Source organism: Sphingobium agri, from assembly GCF_023051225.1.
GTDB lineage: Bacteria > Pseudomonadota > Alphaproteobacteria > Sphingomonadales > Sphingomonadaceae > Sphingobium > Sphingobium agri.
Genome location: NZ_JALKHS010000006.1, coordinates 245,275 through 266,872, shown reverse-complemented (window position 1 = coordinate 266,872; position 21,598 = coordinate 245,275). Strand labels below are relative to the sequence as shown.

Here is a 21,598-nt window from a genome sequence, read left to right as displayed (position 1 = left end):
CTCCAGCATTTGGCAGCAGGCCTCGACCGCGTAGATCGCAGCCACATCGATACCAATCATTGGAGAGATACGCATGATCCGCCATCTTGCTCTCTTGCTGACCCTTGCCACAGCCACGTGCGCGCCTCTTCCGATGAAAGGCGAAACGGCTCAGTTGCCCATGCCATCATTCCGGTTCGATACGCAGTGGCTCAAAATGCCCGTGAACCTCGCAACCGGAGAGATGGTGGCGGTCGCTGTGGACAAGAACGATCACCTGTGGGTCCTGCACCGTCCCCAAACAGTTACCGGCCGCACTCCAGCGAACGTCGCGCCGCCGATCATGGAATTCGACAGGGACGGCAGATATGTTCGTGGCTTTGGAGGGCCGGGCTCAGGCTATGAGTGGCCGGGCAAAGAGCATAGTCTGGCGATAGCGGCCAATGGCGATATCTGGATCAGCGGCAGTCGGCTGGAGGCGGAGGGCGACGACATGCTTCTCGTCTTTGACGCGCAGGGGCGTTTCGTCCGCCAGATCGGGCAGCGCGGAAAAAGCACCGGCAATGGGGACCGGCGGAATGTGCACGCAGCGGCTGACATCTTCATCGATGACCGCGAACAGGCCGCCTATGTTGCGGACGGATACGGCAATCAACGGCTGGTCGTGTTCGGCAAGGACGACGGCGCGTTCCGGCGCATGTGGGGCGCTTATGGGAAAGCCCCGCCCGATCAGCGCCCTGGGCCACCCCCGGCAGATTTCCATGCGGTTGGGCTCGAGCCTGAATATTTTTACGGTGTGCACGGGGTAGAAAAAGCGCGCGACGGAACCGTTTATGTATCGGACCGCATGCACCAGCGCATCCAGGCCTTCTCGGCCCACGGACGCTATCTGCGGCAAGTCTTCATAAATCGGGATGCGCCTTCGCCCACGACAGCCTCGGGCATCACCTTTTCACGCGATCCCCAGCAGAAATACATGTTCGTCGCCGATTGGGGCAATCACATGATTGTCGTGGTGGACCGCAGGAACATGTCCGTGATCGGCACTATCGGGCATCGCGGAGAGGCAGCGGGCGAGTTTCGCGGCCCCCACCTGATTGACACCGACAGCAAGGGCGTCATCTATGTGGCCGAAGTGCAGGGGCGCCGCGTGCAGCGCCTTATCCCGTCAGATAGGCCATATCAGGAGAAAAGCAACGAGCGCAGTCAGCCGTTGTCGAGGCCTTAATCTTACTGAGTTGGGGCTCAGCAACGCAGAATGGCAGATATCTGCGTCTACCTTATCGCCAAAGTTTTACTCAAGCCAAGGGTGATGAGCGATAATGAATAGCTGCCCTTCCGGATCTGGGTTTCGATATTTTGTCACTGTAAGGCATGAACGGGGCGACCTTCCTTCGAGCGTTCTTCTCCCGGGCCATTGTGGCCCGAGGAGAAGTATCATGGGATTATCAGAATTTGATGCCGACGCACGCGAGCGAGTATCATGGAATGCGGGACGCAAAGTCGCGCGAAGCGCGCGCTAAAGCCCCGTCAGGTCTGGGCAATCCGATTCTTTCTTGGATCAGCATGGGCGCACCAGGGATCAGGCGCTTTTTTGACCTCGCATCGACAGTAAGCTGCGCGGCGGTGGCATGGTGAAGATCAAGATCGGCGACATTGTTTGTGACCGAAAGGTTCGTGCCCGGGCGATCGTCGTTCAGCAGAAGACCGGGCGGCCGGTTCAGTTCGCGCTGATGGACGATGCTAGGATCAGCTTCGTTCGGTGGTTGGAACTGCGGGGCGGATCGTTGGAGGAGTATGCGTTCCTGAGCCGCACCCTGGCGCATTCGCAACTCGGTGCAAGAAGGATAGGCCATAATCTATTTCCGGGCGGCGCCATCCCGCGATGACGCGAGTGGCGCATTGGCGGGAAGAGTGCAGTCGGCATAAGAACTACCGCCGCTCGGCAGCCGAAGAGTGAGCGACGGAAAAGAGAATTTGGCCTCGTAAAAGCAAAACTTGGATTGACCACAACTCTATTCTTTTAGTAGAGATAAACCAGATGGTGCACTTGGCAACGCATCCATGCTTAACAGCATGCAAGCCCGCGGCTTTTGAAGGGATGCAGCTTGCTCCGCGTCAACAACGGCTAAAGCGCACGATGCTAAGGCGACCACGCCAGGGATCGTGTTCCCCCCGTTTCAAGGGGTAATGACGATGCTACCGACTTCGAGTTTCGTAAAAATCAAGATGATCCGCAGGCTGGAGCGCGCGGTCGGAAGCTGATCCCCGCCCATCGCTACGCCGATCCTTCCTTAGCCACTGGCTGATGGGAGCGACCGGACATGTCCGTCCAACAAAGCCCCGATGGTGCTCAGCGGAGGATGAATCATGCCCGTATCAACCGACAGCGCCCCGCGCCCCCTCCCGTGTCCCGCTCAGCGCTACTCAATATCCCTATGCCAGGCCGCAGCTGCGGTGTTCGGAGCGCCTGCCGCCGCCGATCTCAGTTCCCCGCCATCTCGCCAAGATAATAAATTCAAGGAAAATCAGTGATCTACCTGCCGCACAACAACAATAAAGCGCATTTGCATTTCCGCCTGTTCGCCTCAACCGCGGTCTTGGCTCTATCCATCGCCTCCCACGCGATCGCTGCGCCTGCCCCTGCGGAGGCAGATGTAGCCGCCGCCAGTGCAGAAGCGGACGCGGGCGAGATATTTGTTACTGCCCGCCGCCGGGACGAGGACGCGCAGGATGTGCCCATCGCCCTCAACGTCGTCAGTGCCGAGACCTTGGACAAGACAGGTAATTTTACGCTGGGACAAGTCCAGCAGCTTGTTCCCAGTCTTCAAGTTTTCAGCTTCAATCCACGCAACACAAATGTCAATATTCGCGGCCTCGGCGCTAATGTCGCTCTGACAAATGACGGCCTCGAAAATGGCGTCGGATTTTATCTCGATAATGTCTACTACGGCCGCCCCGGCCAGTCGCAATTTGACCTGGTCGATCTTCAACAGATAGAAGTGCTGCGCGGTCCGCAAGGAACTTTATTTGGCAAGAACACGACATCAGGTGCGATTAATATTACCAGTCGTGCGCCGAGTTTTGATCCTGAATTCTTTGGCGAGATCACTGGTGGCGACTATGGCTATCACCAACTCCGTGCTTCCGCGTCGGCACCGATCATCGCTGACAAAGCCGCGTTCCGCTTGTCCTTGGCCGATACCCATCGGGACGGCTTCCTCACCAATCTTCATGACGGATCAAAAGCGCAGGATTATGACAATTTCTCGATCCGTGGCCAGTTGTTGGTCACTCCGACCGAAGCCGTTTCGATACGTCTGATCGGTGACTATTCACACCAAAAGCAGCATTATGTGCTGAACATTCCGGTCACCTATTTCGGCACCTATGACAGCGGCGCGCCGATTGCCAACAACTTCCTCAATCGCACCACCCGTGCCGGATACACACCGCTGGCCGCCGATCCCTTCGCTCGTCAAGGGGACTCAGATGGTCACTATCAAGCGGAGATGGAAAGCTATGGCGGGTCGGCTCAGGTTGATTGGGACCTGGGCAAGGTTGCTCTGACGTCCGTGACAGCCTATCGCTGGTGGGATTGGAACCCGGCGAATGACGGAGATTCCACGTCCCTCCCGGTCGTAACAAAGGCGCAGCAAGCCAATCGCCAACGCCAGTTCAGTCAGGAATTGCGCCTCGGATCGACCGGAAACAACAGGATCGATTGGACGCTGGGCGCCTATTATTTCTGGCAAACCGTCCGCGGCTATGGCGCGTCGGCTTATGGAAGCGCAGCTCCCAACTGGTTCGCCCCGGCAGGCAATCCCGTCGTCACCAACGCCGCGTTGAACGGCTTTGAATCCAACAGCTATTCGGAACCGGTGACGAAGAGCTATGCTCTTTTCGGACAGGCGAATTGGCATATCAGCGACAACCTGACCTTCACTGGCGGCCTGCGCTACACCCATGAAGACAAGACGGGCGTCTATCGCCAATATTGGGTCGCCGGGTCCGATCTGTCCACCTTGTCCCCCGCCGATGCCGCCGCAGCGACTGCCATCCGCAACCAGTTCAATCCGCGCACGAGCTATGATGTGGCGGTTTCGGACGACAGTGTTTCAGGCTTGGCCACACTCGCCTGGAAGGTGACGCCGGACGCCCTTCTTTACGGCAGCTATTCGCGCGGTAACAAATCAGGTGGCCTCAACCTCACCAACATTCCTGCCGGTGCGGTCGCTGAAGTAAAACCGGAAAAGGTCGACAATTACGAGTTCGGGCTGAAAAGCCAATGGTTCAACCGCGCCGTGACATTCAACGCGGCCGCCTTCTGGACTGAAGTGTCGGATTATCAGACGGCGATCACTCAGATCAATGCGGTCGGTCCGGCAATACAATATATATCGAACATTCCAAAGGTCCGATCGCGTGGCTTAGAAGCCGATGTTTCATATGCGCCATCAAAATGGATCGGGTTGACGGCCTCTGCTTCCTATGTCGATGCGACCTACCGCGACTACAGGAACGCGCCCCAAGCACCGGAACGCAATGCTGCGCTCAGCCCGACGCAGGATCTCACGGGTGTCCAACTGCCCGGCGTACCTAAATTCACCTACACGTTGGGAGCAGACTTGGCTCAGCCGCTGGGCAGCGGCCTGACGGTCATCTACGGCCACGCTGACTATTCCCATCGGTCAAGCTTCAATACGTCATCAAGCAACAGCCGATACGCGCAGGTTCCTGGTTACGGCATCCTGAACGCGCGCATCGGCGTCCGGGCCGACGATGGCCGCTGGGACCTGTCTGTGTGGGCGCGAAACCTAGCCCATAAAGATTACTTCCAGGCGCTTTCTCCCGGCGGCTTCGGCCTCGTCACCGGCACGATCGGCGACCCCCGGACTCTCGGCGCGACCCTCAGAACCAGATTGTGAGGCAGATGATGGCAACGCTCTATTCTCCACATTCGCTTGCTCATGCCCCAGCCCGGGACAGGACCGGACAGCTGAACAGATGGCGCTTGGCTGGCTTTGCATCGCTTTCGGTGCCCGTCGCCGCTGCACAGATGCCGCTGGCCGTCCATCTCCCTGCCATCTACGCTCAGCATTTCGGGCTGTCATTGGGCGTGATCGGTGCGATCTTTCTCGCCGAACGACTCTGGGGAGCGATTGCCGATCCGCTGATCGGCGTCCTTAGCGACCGAACGAGCAGCCGGTTTGGTCGCCGCAGGCCATGGATCGTTGGCGGCGCCATCATCTTCGGCTTGGCATCCCTCGCCCTGTTTTTCCCTTCTGCCAGCCTCGTCTCGCCCCTCTACCTCGGGGCCGCGATGTTCGCGATCTATCTCGGATCGGCGATGATCCAGATCCCGTATCTCGCCTGGTCGGGGCAGATATCGGGCGAATATCATGAACGGACACGGATAGTGACGTTCCAGACGGTCGCCGCCGCAGCCGCTTTGCTGCTCGTTCTGATCCTCCCGACGATCATTGACCAGTTGAACCCCAGGGATGGTCAACTCAAGCTCGCCGCTATGGGAGCAGTGGTGATCGGCAGCCTGATCATCACGGTCCCGCTCGCGCTGCGCGCCTTCACCGAAGCGCCAGCTGCCACTCCCGTCAATCATGAGCGCGCGCCACTCGGCCGGACGATCACGATCCTGTTCAGCGATCCGTTACTCCGCCGCGTGCTGCTGTCCGACTTCGCCGTTACGATCGGACAAAGCACCCGTGCAGGCCTCATCGTCTTCTTCGTCACCGCCTACATGGGCCTACCGCAATGGGCGAGCGGCCTATACCTCTTCCAGTTTGTCTTCGGCGTTGTCGCTGGTCCGATCTGGGCGCAGATCGGCTATCGCATCGGCAAGCACCGGGCTGCGATCGCGGGTGAACTCACGCAGGTCGCGATCAACCTTGCCCTGCTGCTGGTGGTGCCGGGTCAGATTGCCCTGCTGTTAGCACTAACGGTCGCCCAGGGCCTCGCTCAGGGATCGGGCAACCTGATGTTGCGGTCCATGGTCGCCGATGTTGCTGATGCTCACCGACTGCGTACGGGCGCAGATCGTACCGCCCTGTTCTTCTCCGCCTTCAGCCTGTCGTCAAAGGCAGGCATGGCAGTGGCGGTCGGCATCGCCCTGCCGCTGGTAGGATGGTTCGGCTTCAACCCTCAAGCTGTCACCAACACGCCCGAAGCCCTGCATGGACTGCTCTGGGTGTTCGCCCTCGGCCCCGCCATTGCTCATCTGATTTCCGCTGCGCTGATCCACGGCTTCCCGCTGCACGAAGCGCAACATTCCGAAATTCGCCGTCGGCTGGAGGAGCGGGACGCCGCACTCACGCCTGCCGAATAAACCCTTGCAAAAAGAGGACCCCTGCAATGACTGACCAGATTCACAACTTCATCAACGCCGCTGACGCACAAAGCCCGCTCGACATCGTCCCCGTCGCTGGCCGTATCGGTGCGGAGGTTCGCGGCATCGCATTGTCGGGGGATCTGGAACCGGCAATCATCACCGCGCTCCAGACGGCTCTCGCCCGGCACAAGGTATTGTTCTTCCGCGAACAGCATGAACTGACGGACGAGCGTCATGAACAATTTGCCGCCTTGCTGGGGGATCCTGTGGCGCATCCGACGGTCCCCGTTGCCGAAGGCTCGCGCTACCTGCTCGAACTGGACTCGAAGGAAGGCTATGCGGCATCCAGCTGGCATACCGACGTCACCTTCGTCGAAGCCTATCCCAAAGCATCGATCCTGCGCGCGATCAACGTACCTGCAGCCGGAGGCGACACGCTCTGGGCAAATGGCGCAACGGCATATGAAGAATTGCCTGAAGCGTTAAAAACGTTGGTCGATGGCCTATGGGCGGTGCATTCCAACAAATATGACTATGCTCATGCCCTCGGCACCAAAGACGCCGCACGAGCAGAGGAATATAGCAAGATATTCGCGTCCACCGTGTATGAAACGGAACATCCGGTCGTTCGTGTCCACCCCGAAACCGGCGAACGTAGCCTGCTGGTCGGCCACTTCGTGAAGCAGTTCGTCGGCTTCAATACCGCGGATTCGCAGCGGCTTTTCTCGATCCTGCAGGACCATATTACCAAGCCGGAAAACACCGTGCGCTGGCGCTGGGTTGCGGGCGATGTCGCCATCTGGGACAACCGCGCCACGCAGCATCGCGCGATAGCCGATTTCGGCCTGCAACGCCGTACCCTTCGCCGCGCCACGGTAGCCGGTGACATCCCCGTGGCAATTGACGGCCGCCGCAGCCGTACCGTCAAGAAAGAACAGGCGCCCATCCTCACGCCTGCTGAATAACCCACCCTCAGCCTTCTGGGGACCGCATGCGCTCGCGGCGGTCCCCTCCTGTTTCTTGGAGCATCCATGCCCCGGCCTCTCAAGACCATATTGCCCTTCCTCGGCGCACTTCTGGGCGCCGCTTCGCCGATGGCCCTGTCCGCAGCAGAAGCGCAGCGACCTAACTTCCTCGTCATCGTCGCAGACGACCTTGGCTATTCGGACCTCGGCGCATTCGGGGGTGAAATCGCGACGCCCAATCTGGACGCCATCGCCAAAGGCGGCACCCGCCTTACCGGCTTCCATACCGCGCCGACCTGCTCGCCCACACGGTCGATGCTGCTGACAGGCACGGACAATCACAAGGCTGGGCTAGGCTCGATGGCGGAACTGCTCGCCCCCAATCAAAGGGGTCAGCCAGGCCATGAGGGCTATCTCCGCTCGGACGTGGCGACACTAGCCGAGCTTCTGGGAGCAGGCGGATACCGTACGCTCTTTTCGGGCAAATGGCACCTGGGCGTCGCCGCCGGTCAGGACCCGCATGCACGCGGCTTCCAACATAGCTTTGCGTTGTTGCAGGGTGCCCACAATCATTTCGGCCGCAACCTTTCCACAGATCCGGCAAAAGGCTTTGCCTACACGCAGGATGGCCGCCCTCTGTCCGCACTGCCCGCCAACTTCTATTCTTCCGATTATTTTGCGGCCCGCCTGATTGATCAACTGAAGTCCACATACAGCGGCGCAGACAAGGCCAAGCCCTTCTTCGCCTATCTCGCCTTCACCGCTCCCCACTGGCCGCTCCAAGCCCCGCGTGAAGACATCACCCGTTACAAGGGCCGCTATGACGCAGGGTATGATGTCCTCCGCGCCCAGCGGCTGAAGCGGCAGGTAGAACTCGGGCTGATCGATCCAGCCCTCGCTGCTCACCCCCCTGTACAGAAAAACGGCAACTGGGATGCCCTGAGCGCCGAGCAAAAGCAAAGCGCTGCCCGTAACATGGAAGTCTATGCCGCCATGGTCGATCGAATGGACCAGAATGTGGGGCGCGTGATCGCAGAGCTCAAACGCACTGGGCAGTATGACAATACGGTCATCATCTTCCTTGCCGACAATGGGGCGGAAGGAATGGACATTGAAAATGGCGGCTTGTCGTCAATCAGGCAGGCGACTGCGCGTGCCGACAACGGCCTGGAAAATCGCGGCAACGCGAACAGCTATGTCGGCATCGGCCCCGGCTGGGCACAGGCTGCAACAGCTCCATCATGGCTGTACAAGGCCTATGCTACGGAGGGTGGAACACGCACCGTAGCCTTTACGAGCTATCGTGGTTTCACGCGAAAAGGCATCGCCAACGCATTCACGTCAGTCACGGACATAGTTCCGACGCTACTAGAACTCGCGCAGGTTCCGCAACCGCAGGGCAGCTTCCAAGGCCGCCCGGTAACAGCTATTCGCGGCAAGAGCTGGGTCCCTTATCTCACCAATGCATCCGAACGTGTCTATGCTGCGGAAGACGCGGTAGGTACCGAGCTATTCGGCTCCAGATCGCTGCGGCAAGGTGATTGGAAGATCACTGACCTGGGGGATGGCCAGTGGGGGCTATATAATATCGCGCACGACCCGGGCGAGGTCACCGACCTGTCCCGGGCGGAACCGGACCGGAAAGCCAAACTGATCAAGGCTTGGGACAGCTATGCGAAGGAGGTCGGCGTGATCTTGCCCAATGAACGCATATACCGCCCATAGATAGCGGAACACCGATCCTCTTCCACCCTGGGCGCGATCATCACCGCCGTAAGCCATACGCGACACTATGCTAGGGGCCTCCTTCGCGAGCCATGACTGGCTATCATTTCGGCAGCGGACTGAGCGGCACGAGGAGGGCGGGCATGCGCCACGTTCCTCGGTATATTCCGCATGGGATCGGACAATGTCTACTCCGAGGAAGCACCGGCGCGCTAAGTGCGCGTCGATGCTTTCCACTCACATGGACTCCACAACGGGAAAAATGATCAATGGCCGCCGCGCGGCTTTCTCCAGCAGGCAATGGCAGCTTATCTAAGTCGCCCGTCACCAAGCTGCCATTTCTGAATTCGGCCGTTCGAGACTTTGAGAAATGAGGAAGCGGCCGGTCCACTTCAGGATCGAAGCCGGCGGCTGAAGGGCACAGAAGGGTCGGTTTCGAGCTTCGAGCGATCCATCCTCCCATTTAGCCAAGCGGCACATGTTCCCATGCCCCCCACGGACCAACGCCGCGCGCCGTATGTTCCGCTCGTCCTTCAGCCGATCGAGATAATCACTCCCGATTGGGCCATTTCGACACGTTCATTCCAAAAGGCCCTTCGAGCATAAGCCGCTCCAACGGAATCACGATCCTTGTGCGCTAATGCCCGCTCAATCGCGTCCGGATGCCACTTCCGCACTCATTCAGGAGAGTGGACGCCATGGAACGGAAGCCGTGCGCCGTCATCTCGTCGCCCGATTAGCCCAGGCAGCGTAGGCCAGCATTCACGGTATTCTCTGACATTGGATTTGCCGCGCTTCTGATTGAAGGGAACGAACATTCCCCTCCCAGCCAGATTTTTGATCTCCGTCAGGATCGCCATAGCCTGCCGCGACAGGGGCACCTGGTGCTCAGCCCGCCCCTTCATCTTTGCGGGCGGGATGCGTCATACAGACTTCACTGCGTCGATCTCTGCCATTCCGCTTTCGGAGCTCACCCGGGCGAACGAAAAGATGCGCCGACAGCTGCAGAGCCCAGCGCGTCAGCGGCTGCCCTCATATCCATCTATGGCGCGTAGCATCTCGCCCGCCTGTTCGGGATCAAGAATGGCTGCGTGATGCTCGATCTTGGGTATGATCAGCGCGCCACGAAGATCGCGATACTCCCAATAGGGAGCTGACAGGCGTGGACGGCGACAAACGCACCTGACCAAGAAGAGTGAATTTTTAGCAGATTCCGCCGTTTTTTCAACCTGAAGTGGATGTTGGCGGAGGGGGTAATGGTGCAGGACGCAGTCCAGAGCGAACCCGTCTCCACTTAGAATTGGAAAGAAATGGGTAATATCGCAAAAACGTGGGATCTGAGCCGGGATGCAGGCAGCGAAAACCCATGAACTCCGCGCTTCCTGGGCGGCACGCGCGGAAACGCGAAAATGGAAAAAACCGCAACAGGAAATGGACATCGCAGCGGTTGAAGTGAAAAATGGCCTTGATTTTCAAGGCAGGCTTTTCATAATGGGCATGTTCAGCGATCAATGCTGAATGAGTGAGATGCTCAGCATCGATCTCCAGAAGACGAGGACGGCTCTATGAGCCGGCGCAATTGGCTAACTACGGTGGAGACACCGAGCGGGCACCGCGCATTCAAGCTTAAATCTGAAGCAGTTCTCAAAGTTCTTCTTGGAGGTATTCGTGCCAGCAAAGTCCAAATCGCGTAAGTCCATCCCACTCAACAACTTCGGCTCCATTCGCCTTGCGATCGAATATGTGTCGCCACACAGCATCGCACTCAGCCGTCGCGAATTGCGCAAGCATCCTCAGTCTCAGATCCGCGAGCTCGCCTCGGGGATCGGTCGCATCGGCTTTACTGTCCCGCTCATCGTGGATGAGCGATTGAGCCTGGTCTGCGGTCATGCGCGGCTGGCTGCAGCAAAGCTGCTTGAGCTTGACGAGGTGCCGGTCATCCGGCTCGATCACTTAACGCCCGAGCAGCTGCGGCTTTTCGCCATGTTCGACAATCGTGTCGCGGAACATGGTGAATGGGACGAGGGGGCCCTCGCCCTCGAATTTGCTGAACTTGCCCTAGAGGATGTAACGCTGGACATCTCGGACAGCGGCTTCGCTGTGGCCGAGATTGATGCGATCGTCGGGCGCAGTAGAACCGCTGAGCTATCCGATCTGGATAGCACACAGGCACCGGATGAAACCAAGCCCGCCATCACGCATTTCGGCGATCTGTGGCATTGCGGCCGCCACCGCCTTTTGTGCGGTGATAGCACTCACCCTGAAGCTATCGCGCGACTGACGCAGGGAGCGAAGATAAGGCAGGTCGTTACCGATCCTCCCTTTGACCTTCCCACAGCAGCATTTTCCTCATCGAAAAAGTTTGGCAATTTCCTGATGGGAGCAGGAGAGATGGGGCCGACCGCGTTTACCGACTTCCTGGCACGGTTCATACAGGCGGCGCAGCCAGTGCTGATGGATGGCGCGTTCATCTACGCGTTCATGGACCACAAGCATATCGCTCAGCTCATTGCCGCGGGTGAGCAAGCGGGCGTTTCCTATGTTCAGTTGCTGGTCTGGGTCAAAGGTCAGGCTGGTATGGGCAGCTTCTATCGGTCCGGTCATGAGCTGGTTGGCGTCTTCCGGCATGGTCATAGTGCAGGCTTGAACAATATCATGCTGGGCGCGCATGGGCGTAACCGGTCCAATGTGCTCAGCTATCCAGGCGTCAGAGGTAAGGGCGGCGGCGGCGCCACCGCTCTCGCTATGCATCCCACCGTCAAAAACGTCGCCATGATTGCGGACTTGCTTCTAGATGCCAGCGCGCCGGGTGAAGCGATCCTGGACAGCTTTGGTGGCAGCGGTACCACCCTAATTGCCGCCGAGAAGGTGGATCGCACCGCCTATCTTTGTGAGCTGTCCCCCGGCTTTGTCGACGTCGCGGTCGAACGCTTCGAGGCGTTGGGCGACGAAAAGGCGATCTTAGAGGCAACCGGGCAGACCTTTGCGGAAGTGCGTGAGGAACGAAGCTCCATCGCTGGAGGCGCCGCATGAGCGATGGTCAACCGCCAAAGCCAATCAAGTTGCGCAAGGATGGTCAGCCCGACGGCCGCGGCCATGCGGAGGGATCGAAGGCCAACCGTCTAGCAAAGAATGATGGTCGGCGACGGCCGGGGCGGCCACCGGGCAGTCGTGACGCTAAATCCGAAATATGCGCCGTCCGAGACATGCCGGTCGCCGTGGTGATTGGGGGACGGCAGCGAAAAGTGAGCACCCGGATGGCCAACTTGCTTAAGCTGCGAGAGAAGGCGCTGAAAGGCGATCAACGAGCCGCCGAGTATCTCGATCGCCTGTTCGCCCAAGTCGAGCCCCCTTCGGTTGAGCCTGATCTGACCGCCAGCCTACTCGAAGAAGATGCGCAGCTGATTAATTACTGGCTCAGCCGGAAACAACCCGCCGACGATCAGGCAATATCGGCCACGACCGATATTGCGGCTGATGCTGACGCCGCGATAGGGCTGAAAGAAGAGAAGCAATGAAGCCGGGGCTGACGGAGCAAGCGCGCTTGCGCGATGCCATCTTGCGCAGCGACATCGTGGCCTTCACCCAGAAGGTGTTCAGCGAGTTGCATCCAGGGCGGTCAATGATCACAGGCTGGCATCATGAGGCCATTGCCTACTGCCTGGAAGTGACGGTGCTCACACATGAGGTCGACCGGCTCATCATCAACCTTCCTCCCCGCTCGCTGAAATCCGTTATGGTCTCTGTCGCACTTCCAGCCTTTCTGCTTGGACGCGATCCGACGAGGAAGATCATCGTGGTCAGCTATAACCAGGACCTCGCCAATTATCTCAGCCGGCAGACCAGACAGGTCATGCAGGCTCCATGGTATCGGCGGCTTTTCCCGTCAACGGCCCTTGTTGGGCAAGGCGCGCTAGGGCAGTTTTTCACGACCGCTGGAGGTTTCAGGGCGGCCTTGTCCACAGGCGGCACCTTCACCGGCAAAGGCGGTGACCTCATCATCATCGATGATCCGCTAAAGGCGGATGACGCCTATTCAGAAAGTGCGCGAGCAGCCTTGCTGGAATGGAGCACCAACACCCTCTTCAGTCGCCTAGACGACAAGCAAACGGGCGCGATCATTCTTGTCCAGCAGCGACAACATGAGGATGACCTTTCCGGCCATATGCTGCGCGCCGGTGGATGGTATCATCTGAGCTTGCCTGCCATCGCCACCGAAGATCAACAGATCACCCTATCACGCAATCCTCTGCGTAGGCATTGTCGCAGGATCGGCGATTTGCTCGATCCTCAACGCGAACCCCAGTGGATCCTTAACGGCCTGCGCCGGCAGATGGGGAGCGCTCCCTTTCTGGCGCAATATCAGCAGCAGCCGTTACCGCCAGAGGGCGACGTCATCAAAACTACCTGGTTCCGCACCTATGAGTATCTTCCCGAAGGCGAGGTCGTACTATCTGTTGATACAGCGACGAAAGCAGGCGCCCGCAATGATTGGTCGGTAGCCATGCTGTGGCGCGTGAGCGAAAACCGCTATTATCTCGATTATGTCTGGCGCCGCCGTGTCGAATTCCCAGAGCTGCTCCATTCCATTAAGCAATTGGCGGAAACGGTCAGGCCGGACAAGATACTGATCGAAGACAAGGGCGCGGGCAGCGGCCTCATCCAGACCCTGCGTGATGATAGCGATGGGTACCCCGTAGTCCCTTACGATCCGGGGCAGATCGACAAGGTCAGCCGCATGCGCGTTCAGTCGCACAAGATCGAAGGCGGGCTGGTGTTCCTGCCGCGCGAGGCCCCTTGGCTGGAAGAGTTTTTGAACGAGGTTCGCCGTTTCCCCAACGGCGCTCATGATGATCAGATCGATGCGATGTCACAGTTTCTGGACCATGCCGGCCAACGTTCAGCAGGCTTAATCACCATCAGATAAAATCTCGGCCACTTGCCATAAGCTGGCATACCCATGAACAGCAGGCGAAAGAACTGATCAGACGTGATCTGTCAAATAGCTCCCTTCATCCAAGCCGATTAGCCTAGTTCAATCCCCATGGCTGTTGCCTCACCACCGCCGATGCACAGGCTCGCTATACCGCGTCGGAGACCACGATGCTGCAGGGCACCCATCAGTGTCGTTAAAATGCGCGCGCCTGACGCACCGATCGGATGGCCGAGCGCAGTGGCACCGCCGTTCACATTCAACTTGTCCACAGGAATGCCCAGATCCTTAGCAGCGATCATCGCCACAACGGCGAAGGCTTCGTTAATCTCAAATAGATCAACATCGTTCACGGCCCAACCCGCTTTGGCCAGCACCTTGCGCATGGCAGGCACTGGCGCGGTGGTGAAGGCGGCTGGTTCCTGGGCGTGAGCGGCCGTCGCAACGACGCGCGCCAGAACGGGAAGGCCGAGTTTTTCCGCCACGCTCTGCCGCGTCATGACGAGCGCGGCGGCGCCATCCGAAATGGAGGATGCGTTGGCGGCGGTGATCGTGCCGTCCTTGCCAAAGGCGGGCTTCAGCGTCGGAATTTTATCCGGCCGCGCCTTGCCCGGCTGCTCATCAGTGTCGACCCATGTCTCTCCGCCCCGGCCAGGCACCGCAACAGGCGTGATTTCGCGAACGAAAGCACCGCTGCTGATCGCTTCATTGGCGCGAGATAGAGAACGTAGCGCATAATCATCCTGATCGGCGCGGGTGAACTGATAGTCACGAACGGCTTCTTCAGCAAAGACGCCCATGGCCTTGCCTGGCTGATAAGCGTCTTCGAGACCATCCATCATCATCGTGTCGATGATTCGGTCATGCCCAATACGCGCGCCCGAGCGATGCTTGGGCAAGGCATAGGGCGCGTTGGTCATGCTTTCCATGCCTCCCGCCACGATGACCTCCGCCGCTCCACTGGTCAGCGCCTCATGCGCCATGATCGCCGCTTGCATGCCAGATCCGCACATCTTGTTGACAGTAGTAGCCTCCGTGTTGAGGCCAAGACCGGCAGTCAGCGCAGCTTGCCGGGCGGGCGCTTGCCCCAGCCCAGCGGGCAGCACGCAGCCCATGTAGATGCGTTCGATCGCATCGGCCGATACTCCGGAACGCTCCACGGCAGCTCTGACGGCCGCGGCACCCAATTCCGTCGCCTTGAGCGCGGACAGGGCACCTTGAAAGCCGCCCATGGGCGTCCGGGCATAGCCCGTGATAACGATAGGATCATGTGCCATAGATAAGGTTCTCTTAAAGACCGCACGGGAAATCTTGCGCTGGTGTTGGATTTGAGGTTCAGCGCGGCGCCATGCGGATGGCGCCATCTAGACGGATCACTTCACCGTTCAGCATGGGATTACGAATGATGCTTTCGACCAACTGAGCGTATTCCGCGGGCCTGCCCAAACGGCTGGGATGCGGCACTTGCGCGCCAAGTGCGTCCTGGACAGCTTGAGGGAAGGACTCCAACAACGGCGTCAGGAAGATGCCCGGTGCGATGGACGTTACGCGGATCTTGTGCTGGGCGAGATCGCGCGCAATGGGAAGGGTCATGCCGACCACCCCGCCCTTCGAAGCGCTATAGGCGGCCTGCCCAATCTGTCCGTCATAGGCAGCGACCGACGCTGTGTTGATGATGACCCCCCTTTCGCAGTCAATCTCTTCCGCTGACGCAAGCCGAGCTGAGAATTTGGCAATGACGTTGAAACTGCCGATCAGGTTGACCGTCACCGTCTTCACGAAGCTATCCAGCGGATGCGGCATATTTTCCTTGCCCACTGTCTTCACCGCCGGAGCGATGCCAGCACAATTGACGAGAATGCGCGCAACGCCATGCGTCCGTTCGGCTGCGTCCAGGGCAGCGGTGACGCTGGCGTCGTCGGCGATGTTGGCGGTCACGAAAGTGCCGCCCAATGCCTTGGCGGTCGCCTGCCCGGCTTCCTCGTTCAAGTCGAAAATGGCGACCTTGGCGCCCTGCTCCGCCAGCATCTGCGCCGTTGCCCTGCCCAGACCGGACGCGCCGCCGGTGACGATGGCAGCCATTGCTTTGATGTCCATAAATAATATCCTGTTTCGCGCCCAATGGGCACCTATTCACCAGCCTTTCGATCCGGACCCGTCAGCTATTTGACTGTTCAGCATCCCGCTGTTTGGCGATCTCCTCATTTCTAAGCAGGAAGCGCTGCAACTTGCCGCTTGGTGTCTTGGGCAAAGACTCCACGAAGGCGATTTCACGGGGATAGGCGTGCGCAGACAAGCGCGTCTTGACGTAGCGCTGGATCGAGGAGGCTAAATCAGGGTCATCCGCGCTGTACCCTTGGTTCAGCACGATGAAGGCTTTGATGATCTCGGTCCTTTCCGGATCAGGCTTGCCGATCACGGCGGATTCCATCACCGCATCATGTTCCAGCAGAGCGCTTTCGACATCAAACGGTCCCACGCGATAGCCCGAGGTCGTGATGACGTCGTCGGCCCGTCCAATGAAGGAAATGCTTCCGTCGTCATTCTGCTCGACCGTGTCGCCGCTCAAATAATAGTCGCCCACGAAAGCAGCTGTTTCCCGACCAAGATAGCCCGAAAACCACATCATCGGTGACGCCTTGCGGTCCAGCGCCAATATGCCCGGCTCTCCTTGACGCAGCTCCTCACCCTCTGGCGAGCAGACGACGACACGGTGCCCGGGTGATGCAAACCCAGCTGACCCGATGTGGATCGGATGATCTATGCCATGATGGTTACACAGCACCATGCCCACTTCGGTCTGACCGTAATGATCGTAGATCGGCGCACTGAGATGTTCGTCGAACCAGCGGATGATCTCGGGATTAAGCGGTTCGCCCGCACTGCTGACAGCGCGAAGCTGCCCCTTGACCCGCGCCGCCTTTTCCGGTCCGCCTGCCAGCAGCAGGCGGTAGGCCGTCGGTGACCCCGCAACATTGGTGATGCCAAGTTCAGCGATCGTGTCGTACGCGTCATCGACATCGAAGCCGCGCTGGTTGAATGTCGTCGTTATGCCGAGCGCCAGTGGACCGGTCACGGCGTAATAGAGCCCATAAGCCCAGCCCGGATCGGCGAAGTTCCAGAACCGGTCCTCAGGGCCCAGCCCCACCGCATCGCGCATATAAGCGGCAAAGGCAGCGATCGCCTTCACCGGCACGAACAGCGGCTTGGCAGGCCCCGTCGTTCCTGATGTGAACATGATGAGAAAGGGATCGTCCAGGCCGCAGGGCACGGCCGGATGACCTTCCTCCTCTTCCTCGATCATGCGCCAGAAGTCGCGCTTGGCGCCGGCCTCCCCAGAGGAAACGACGATCTGCTCGATCGATGAAGGCAGTCCTGAAATTTTGGGAAGATTGTCCTGGTCCGCCACGATCACGCGCGTATTGGCGGTCTCCAAACGATATTCGATCGCCTTGGAACCGAAGGCCGTGAACAAAGGCTGGTAAACCGCCCCGAGCCGCCAGGTTGCCAGGATCAGGATCAGCAGCTCGGGAGCGCGCGGGAGCAGTCCCGCCACACGATCACCTTTGGTCACACCCAAGGACGATAGGGCAGCCGCGAGCCGTGCACTGTCATGCGCCAGTCGCGCGAACGTCCACTCCTGCGTAACTCCATTAAGTCCACGGTGGCGCAGTGCGACGCGCGACTTGGCCGGCGCGTGTCGGTCGCAACATATCACCGCCGCATTGGTGTGACCGGTCTCGTCAAAATCCAGGATAGCCAATGCCTGTGATACATCGAACGTAAAATCAGTGCCGCCAGTCTGGATACTGGATTGCGCCACGTCGTCCATGATGGACCTCCTCAACGAACAAAATCATACTATTCGGTATCAGTCCTCCCCGCCTCACCTGCCGTGCTGCCGATGACTTCGCCGAACTTCAGCCCCGAATGTTTCGCGACAGCAGCGTTTTGAGACGCTGCCCAACCAGTTCAGTCGCTTCGGCCGCCGCTGGCACCACAGCTGACAGATTGGGAAAACCATGAGTCAGATGGTCGAACTCCATCAATGCGACTTCGACGCCCGCCTCTGCCAGCCGGTCGGCATAGGCAACGGCTTCATCGCGGAGCGGATCGACTTTCAGAACGACGATTACGGCAGGGGGAGCCGCGTCTAGCCGATCTGATGTAATCGGCGATATGCGAGGATCTGCCTGATCATGGGAGCCGCAATAATCCCGCATGAGTTGCGGCAAGATTTGCGTGGAAAGAGTGGGATCTGCATTGGCGATCCGGGAAGGATAGCTGACGGATTCCTCGCGCAAATCGACCGCAGGATAGAACAGCAATTGCGCGTCAAAATTCCTGCCGCCCTCTTTGCCGCCCTCTTCCCCCAGTTTGAGAGCCACCACTGCCGCCAGATTGGCTCCGGCGCTCTCTCCCGCAATGACGAGGGGGTTTTCGGAGCCGCCAAGCCCAGCCGCATGGTCCATCGTCCAACGCGCAGCCGCCAGGCAATCGTTGACGCCCGCGGGAAAGGGATTTTCAGGAGCGAGCCGATAACCGCTCGCCACGACGACCATCGAGAGATTGCGGGCAAGCCGCCGCGCCAGCGGTTCGATGAAATCGATACTGCCGAACGCCCAGCCGCCACCGTGCAGCAGATGCAAGGTTCCGGTAGGAGCGGTCAAAGGGCGGAAGATGCGAAGCGGAACCGGCCCACCTTCGCCATCGACGATCAAATTCTCAACTGAGGCCACCTCAATGGGACCATCCGGCCCATTAAAAAGGGCGATCATTCCATCCATATCGTTGCGCATCACGTCGTAGTCGATCTCGTCGGACGTGGGCACGGGAATTTGCGATACGATCTGCTGAAGTACCGGGTCTAAGGCCATCTCAGCTTCTCCCTTGAGCTTATTCGCATCAGCAACGCGCAGAGGCGGCCAGCGTGACCATCGATCCGCTGCGCGCCGATTGGTCCGCAGCTTCCGCGAGGATAAGCGCCTTGAGGCCGTCATCTTCATTGACGACCGCTGTTGCCTTGCCTTCGATGATATCCGCGAAATGCTCGATCTCCATGGCGAAGGCTTCCGCATAGCGATCGAGGAAGAAGTTCTGGAAGCAGTCCGAACGGGCGCCCTCCTCGGTCCAGGTCTGGACGCTGCTTTCCAGCTTGTTCTCCGCGCGGATCATGCCCTTCGACCCGAAGGCTTCGATCCGTTGATCATAACCATAGCCGCTGCGACGACTGTTGGAGATGACACAAATCCTGCCGCCCACCGTCCGCAGTAGGATCTTCGCAGTGTCGAAGTCGCCCGCCGCGCCGATTTCCGGATCGATCAGCACTGCGCCCGAGGCAAAAACGCTTTCGATTTCTTCACCCAGGAGCCAGCTTGCCATATCGAGATCATGGATCGACATGTCCTTGAAGATGCCGCCTGATCCGGGAATATAGCTGGCTGGCGGCGGCGCGGGATCGTGGCTGATGATGTGGAGCGTCTCCAGCGTACCGATTTCGCCCTGCTTCAACCGCCGCTGCAGCCTGGCGAAGCTCGGGTCGAACCGCCGGTTGAAACCGAGCAGGACATGCCTGTCGGTGCCCGCGACTGCCTGTTGGACCTGAGCGGCACGACCAGCGTCTTGGTCCAGCGGCTTTTCGCAGAACACCTGCTTTCCCGCGCGGATCGCTTCCAGAGTATAGTTGAGATGGGTGTCCGTCGCACTGGCGACGAGGACGCCGCTGATCGCCGGATCGGCCCAGATATCCTCAGCCGCCGATACCTTGGCACCATAGCGGCCAGCCAGCTCCTCCGCGCCGCCGAACGGATCGACAACGCGCGACAGGGACAGGCGCGGATTGGCGGCGATGTTGGCGGCGTGGATCTTGCCGATCCGACCAGCGCCAATCAGTGCGATTTCAAACATTGGATACCTTTCCTAAATTGATATTTTCGTTCGCCCTCGAAACGGCGCGCTCATGTTTTTCATTGGCGGCCCAGCCCCAGCTCATCCTCCATCATCTCGCGCAAACGGGCCTTCTGCACCTTTCCGGAGACCGTCATGGGAAAGCTGTCGATGAAGCGGACGTATCGCGGCACCTTGTGATGAGCGACGCGGCCACGGCAAAATGTGACGATCGCCTCCGCATCCTCGGGCGCGCCGGGACGAAGCTTGACGCAGGCCATCACTTCTTCACCGAACCGTTCGTCGGCGACGCCGACAACCTGCACGTCAAGGACGGAAGGGTGGAGGTAGAGCAGTTCCTCAAGTTCACGGGGATAGATATTCTCGCCGCCGCGGATGATCATGTCCTTGATCCGCCCGACGACCCGCGCATAGCCAGCATCATCGATGGTGACGAGATCGCCAGTATGCATCCAGCCGTCGCGGATCGCCTCCGCAGTTCTTTCAGGCTCGCCCCAATAGCCGAGCATGACCGAATAGCCGCGGACGCAGAGCTCGCCCGGCTCCCCGCGTGGAACGATCTCCCCGGTTTCGGGATGAACGACTTTCGCTTCAAGGTGAGGGTGAATGCGGCCGATGGTGGCGACGCGGATTTCGATAGGATCGTCCAGCGATGTCTGGAAGCTTACCGGGCTGGTTTCGGTCATTCCATAGCCGATGCCGATGTCGCGCAGATGCATGCGAGTCATCACCTTGCGCATCAACTCTTCCGGACAGGGAGATCCTCCCATCAACCCGACGCGCAATGAGGACAGGTCAAAGCGCGCAAAGGCGGGGTGCTCCAGTTCGGCGATGAACATCGTCGGCACGCCATGCAATATCGTGCAGCGTTCCGCCTCCACGGCTTCCAGCACCGCCAACGGATCGAAACCGGGAGAGGGATAAACCATGGTGACACCATGGACGACGCTCATCAGGTTGCTCATCACCATACCGAAGCAGTGATAGAGCGGCACGGGTATGCAGATCCGGTCGTCCGGCCCCGCGCCAAACGCGGCGCCTCCCATTGCTGCATTGTTGAGTATGTTGCGATGCGAAAGGGTCACGCCCTTCGGCGCACCTGTGGTTCCACTGGTAAACTGAATGTTGATCGGATCGTCAGCCTTCAAGGTTGCGGCGATGCTGGCGAGTTCCGTTTCCGATGCCGCTGTGCGCAAGCCCGCCACCTCGCTGAAGTCAAGCCAGCCCGGCCGCGGTTCGCCGCCGATCTTGATCGCATAGCGGAAGGCCGGGAGATCGACCGAGACGATCTCTCCCGGCTGTTCGCCAAAATGCGTGACGAAGCTTTCCGTCATTGCAAGATAATCGCTGTTCTTGAACGAAGCTGCGCAGATCAGCGCCCTCACTTCCACCTTCCCCAGCGTATATTCCAGTTCGGCAACGCGGTAGGCGGGGTTGATGTTGACCAGGATCATGCCCGCACGCGCGGTCGCAAGCTGAGCGATGGTCCATTCAGCGCAATTGGGCGCCCATATGCCGACCCGGTCCCCCGGCTTCACGCCCAGTGCCAGCAGCCCAGCGGCAAAGTCATCCGTCGCGGCTTTCAACTCCGACCAGCTGTAGCGGATATTACCATGCCGGGCGACGAGCGCATCCTTGTCGGGCCAACGCTGGGCGGCACGGTCGAGCGCTTCGCCGATCGTATCATCCCGCAGGGGCGGATCCGAGACTCCGATAACTTGACTGAGTTCTTGCATAGTCATG

The 21,598-nt window shown here is 59.4% G+C and carries 16 protein-coding genes; 10 read left to right on the top strand and 6 right to left on the bottom strand.

What is annotated here, in order from left to right:
- Window positions 1-133 precede the first annotated feature (133 nt).
- The 10 genes from MU848_RS04485 (at window position 134) to terL (ending at window position 13,942) form a co-directional block, all read left to right on the top strand.
- The gene (locus tag MU848_RS04485; RefSeq protein WP_247230473.1) at window positions 134-1,207 is read left to right on the top strand and encodes a hypothetical protein; all 1,074 of its coding nucleotides are present in this window, start codon (window positions 134-136) and stop codon (window positions 1,205-1,207) included.
- A gap of 403 nt (window positions 1,208-1,610) precedes the next feature.
- Window positions 1,611-1,868 carry a hypothetical protein gene (locus MU848_RS04480; RefSeq protein WP_247230472.1) on the top strand — a complete coding sequence of 86 codons (258 nt, stop codon included), beginning with the start codon at window positions 1,611-1,613 and terminating at the stop codon, window positions 1,866-1,868.
- A gap of 642 nt (window positions 1,869-2,510) precedes the next feature.
- The gene (locus MU848_RS04475) at window positions 2,511-4,907 is read left to right on the top strand and encodes a TonB-dependent receptor (RefSeq protein ID WP_247230470.1); all 2,397 of its coding nucleotides are present in this window, start codon (window positions 2,511-2,513) and stop codon (window positions 4,905-4,907) included.
- Between the two features lie 86 nt (window positions 4,908-4,993).
- Window positions 4,994-6,322 carry an MFS transporter gene (locus MU848_RS04470; RefSeq protein ID WP_247230468.1) on the top strand — a complete coding sequence of 443 codons (1,329 nt, stop codon included), beginning with the start codon at window positions 4,994-4,996 and terminating at the stop codon, window positions 6,320-6,322.
- A 26-nt stretch (window positions 6,323-6,348) separates the two neighbouring features.
- Complete coding sequence (locus tag MU848_RS04465) at window positions 6,349-7,290, top strand: TauD/TfdA dioxygenase family protein (protein WP_247230466.1); 942 nt, start codon at window positions 6,349-6,351, stop codon at window positions 7,288-7,290.
- A gap of 66 nt (window positions 7,291-7,356) precedes the next feature.
- On the top strand, window positions 7,357-9,015 hold the full coding sequence (locus MU848_RS04460) for an arylsulfatase (protein ID WP_247230464.1): 1,659 nt from the start codon (window positions 7,357-7,359) through the stop codon (window positions 9,013-9,015).
- A gap of 1,347 nt (window positions 9,016-10,362) precedes the next feature.
- Window positions 10,363-10,533 carry a hypothetical protein gene (locus tag MU848_RS04455; protein WP_247230463.1) on the top strand — a complete coding sequence of 57 codons (171 nt, stop codon included), beginning with the start codon at window positions 10,363-10,365 and terminating at the stop codon, window positions 10,531-10,533.
- A 150-nt stretch (window positions 10,534-10,683) separates the two neighbouring features.
- On the top strand, window positions 10,684-12,048 hold the full coding sequence (locus MU848_RS04450; protein WP_247230461.1) for a site-specific DNA-methyltransferase: 1,365 nt from the start codon (window positions 10,684-10,686) through the stop codon (window positions 12,046-12,048).
- On the top strand, window positions 12,045-12,533 hold the full coding sequence (locus MU848_RS04445; protein WP_247230459.1) for a DUF5681 domain-containing protein: 489 nt from the start codon (window positions 12,045-12,047) through the stop codon (window positions 12,531-12,533). The genes MU848_RS04450 and MU848_RS04445 overlap by 4 nt, the downstream gene beginning before the upstream one ends.
- Window positions 12,530-13,942 carry a phage terminase large subunit gene (terL, locus tag MU848_RS04440; protein WP_247230458.1) on the top strand — a complete coding sequence of 471 codons (1,413 nt, stop codon included), beginning with the start codon at window positions 12,530-12,532 and terminating at the stop codon, window positions 13,940-13,942. Before MU848_RS04445 ends, terL begins: the two co-directional genes overlap by 4 nt.
- A gap of 98 nt (window positions 13,943-14,040) precedes the next feature.
- Here the strand turns inward: terL and MU848_RS04435 are convergent, their stop codons facing one another.
- The 6 genes from MU848_RS04435 to MU848_RS04410 all read right to left on the bottom strand — a co-directional run bounded on the left by MU848_RS04435 (window position 14,041) and on the right by MU848_RS04410 (window position 21,597).
- Window positions 14,041-15,225 carry an acetyl-CoA C-acyltransferase gene (locus tag MU848_RS04435; protein ID WP_247230456.1) on the bottom strand — a complete coding sequence of 395 codons (1,185 nt, stop codon included), beginning with the start codon at window positions 15,223-15,225 and terminating at the stop codon, window positions 14,041-14,043.
- A 58-nt stretch (window positions 15,226-15,283) separates the two neighbouring features.
- Complete coding sequence (locus MU848_RS04430; RefSeq protein ID WP_247230454.1) at window positions 15,284-16,045, bottom strand: 3-hydroxyacyl-CoA dehydrogenase; 762 nt, start codon at window positions 16,043-16,045, stop codon at window positions 15,284-15,286.
- A 61-nt stretch (window positions 16,046-16,106) separates the two neighbouring features.
- A complete protein-coding gene (locus MU848_RS04425) occupies window positions 16,107-17,780 on the bottom strand; it encodes an AMP-binding protein (RefSeq protein WP_247230452.1) in 1,674 nt (557 codons plus the stop codon).
- A gap of 88 nt (window positions 17,781-17,868) precedes the next feature.
- The gene (locus tag MU848_RS04420) at window positions 17,869-18,825 is read right to left on the bottom strand and encodes an alpha/beta hydrolase (RefSeq protein WP_247230451.1); all 957 of its coding nucleotides are present in this window, start codon (window positions 18,823-18,825) and stop codon (window positions 17,869-17,871) included.
- A gap of 28 nt (window positions 18,826-18,853) precedes the next feature.
- Window positions 18,854-19,855 carry an inositol 2-dehydrogenase gene (gene iolG, locus MU848_RS04415; RefSeq protein WP_247230449.1) on the bottom strand — a complete coding sequence of 334 codons (1,002 nt, stop codon included), beginning with the start codon at window positions 19,853-19,855 and terminating at the stop codon, window positions 18,854-18,856.
- A 59-nt stretch (window positions 19,856-19,914) separates the two neighbouring features.
- The gene (locus MU848_RS04410) at window positions 19,915-21,597 is read right to left on the bottom strand and encodes an AMP-binding protein (RefSeq protein WP_247230447.1); all 1,683 of its coding nucleotides are present in this window, start codon (window positions 21,595-21,597) and stop codon (window positions 19,915-19,917) included.
- Window position 21,598: the final 1 nt, after the last annotated feature.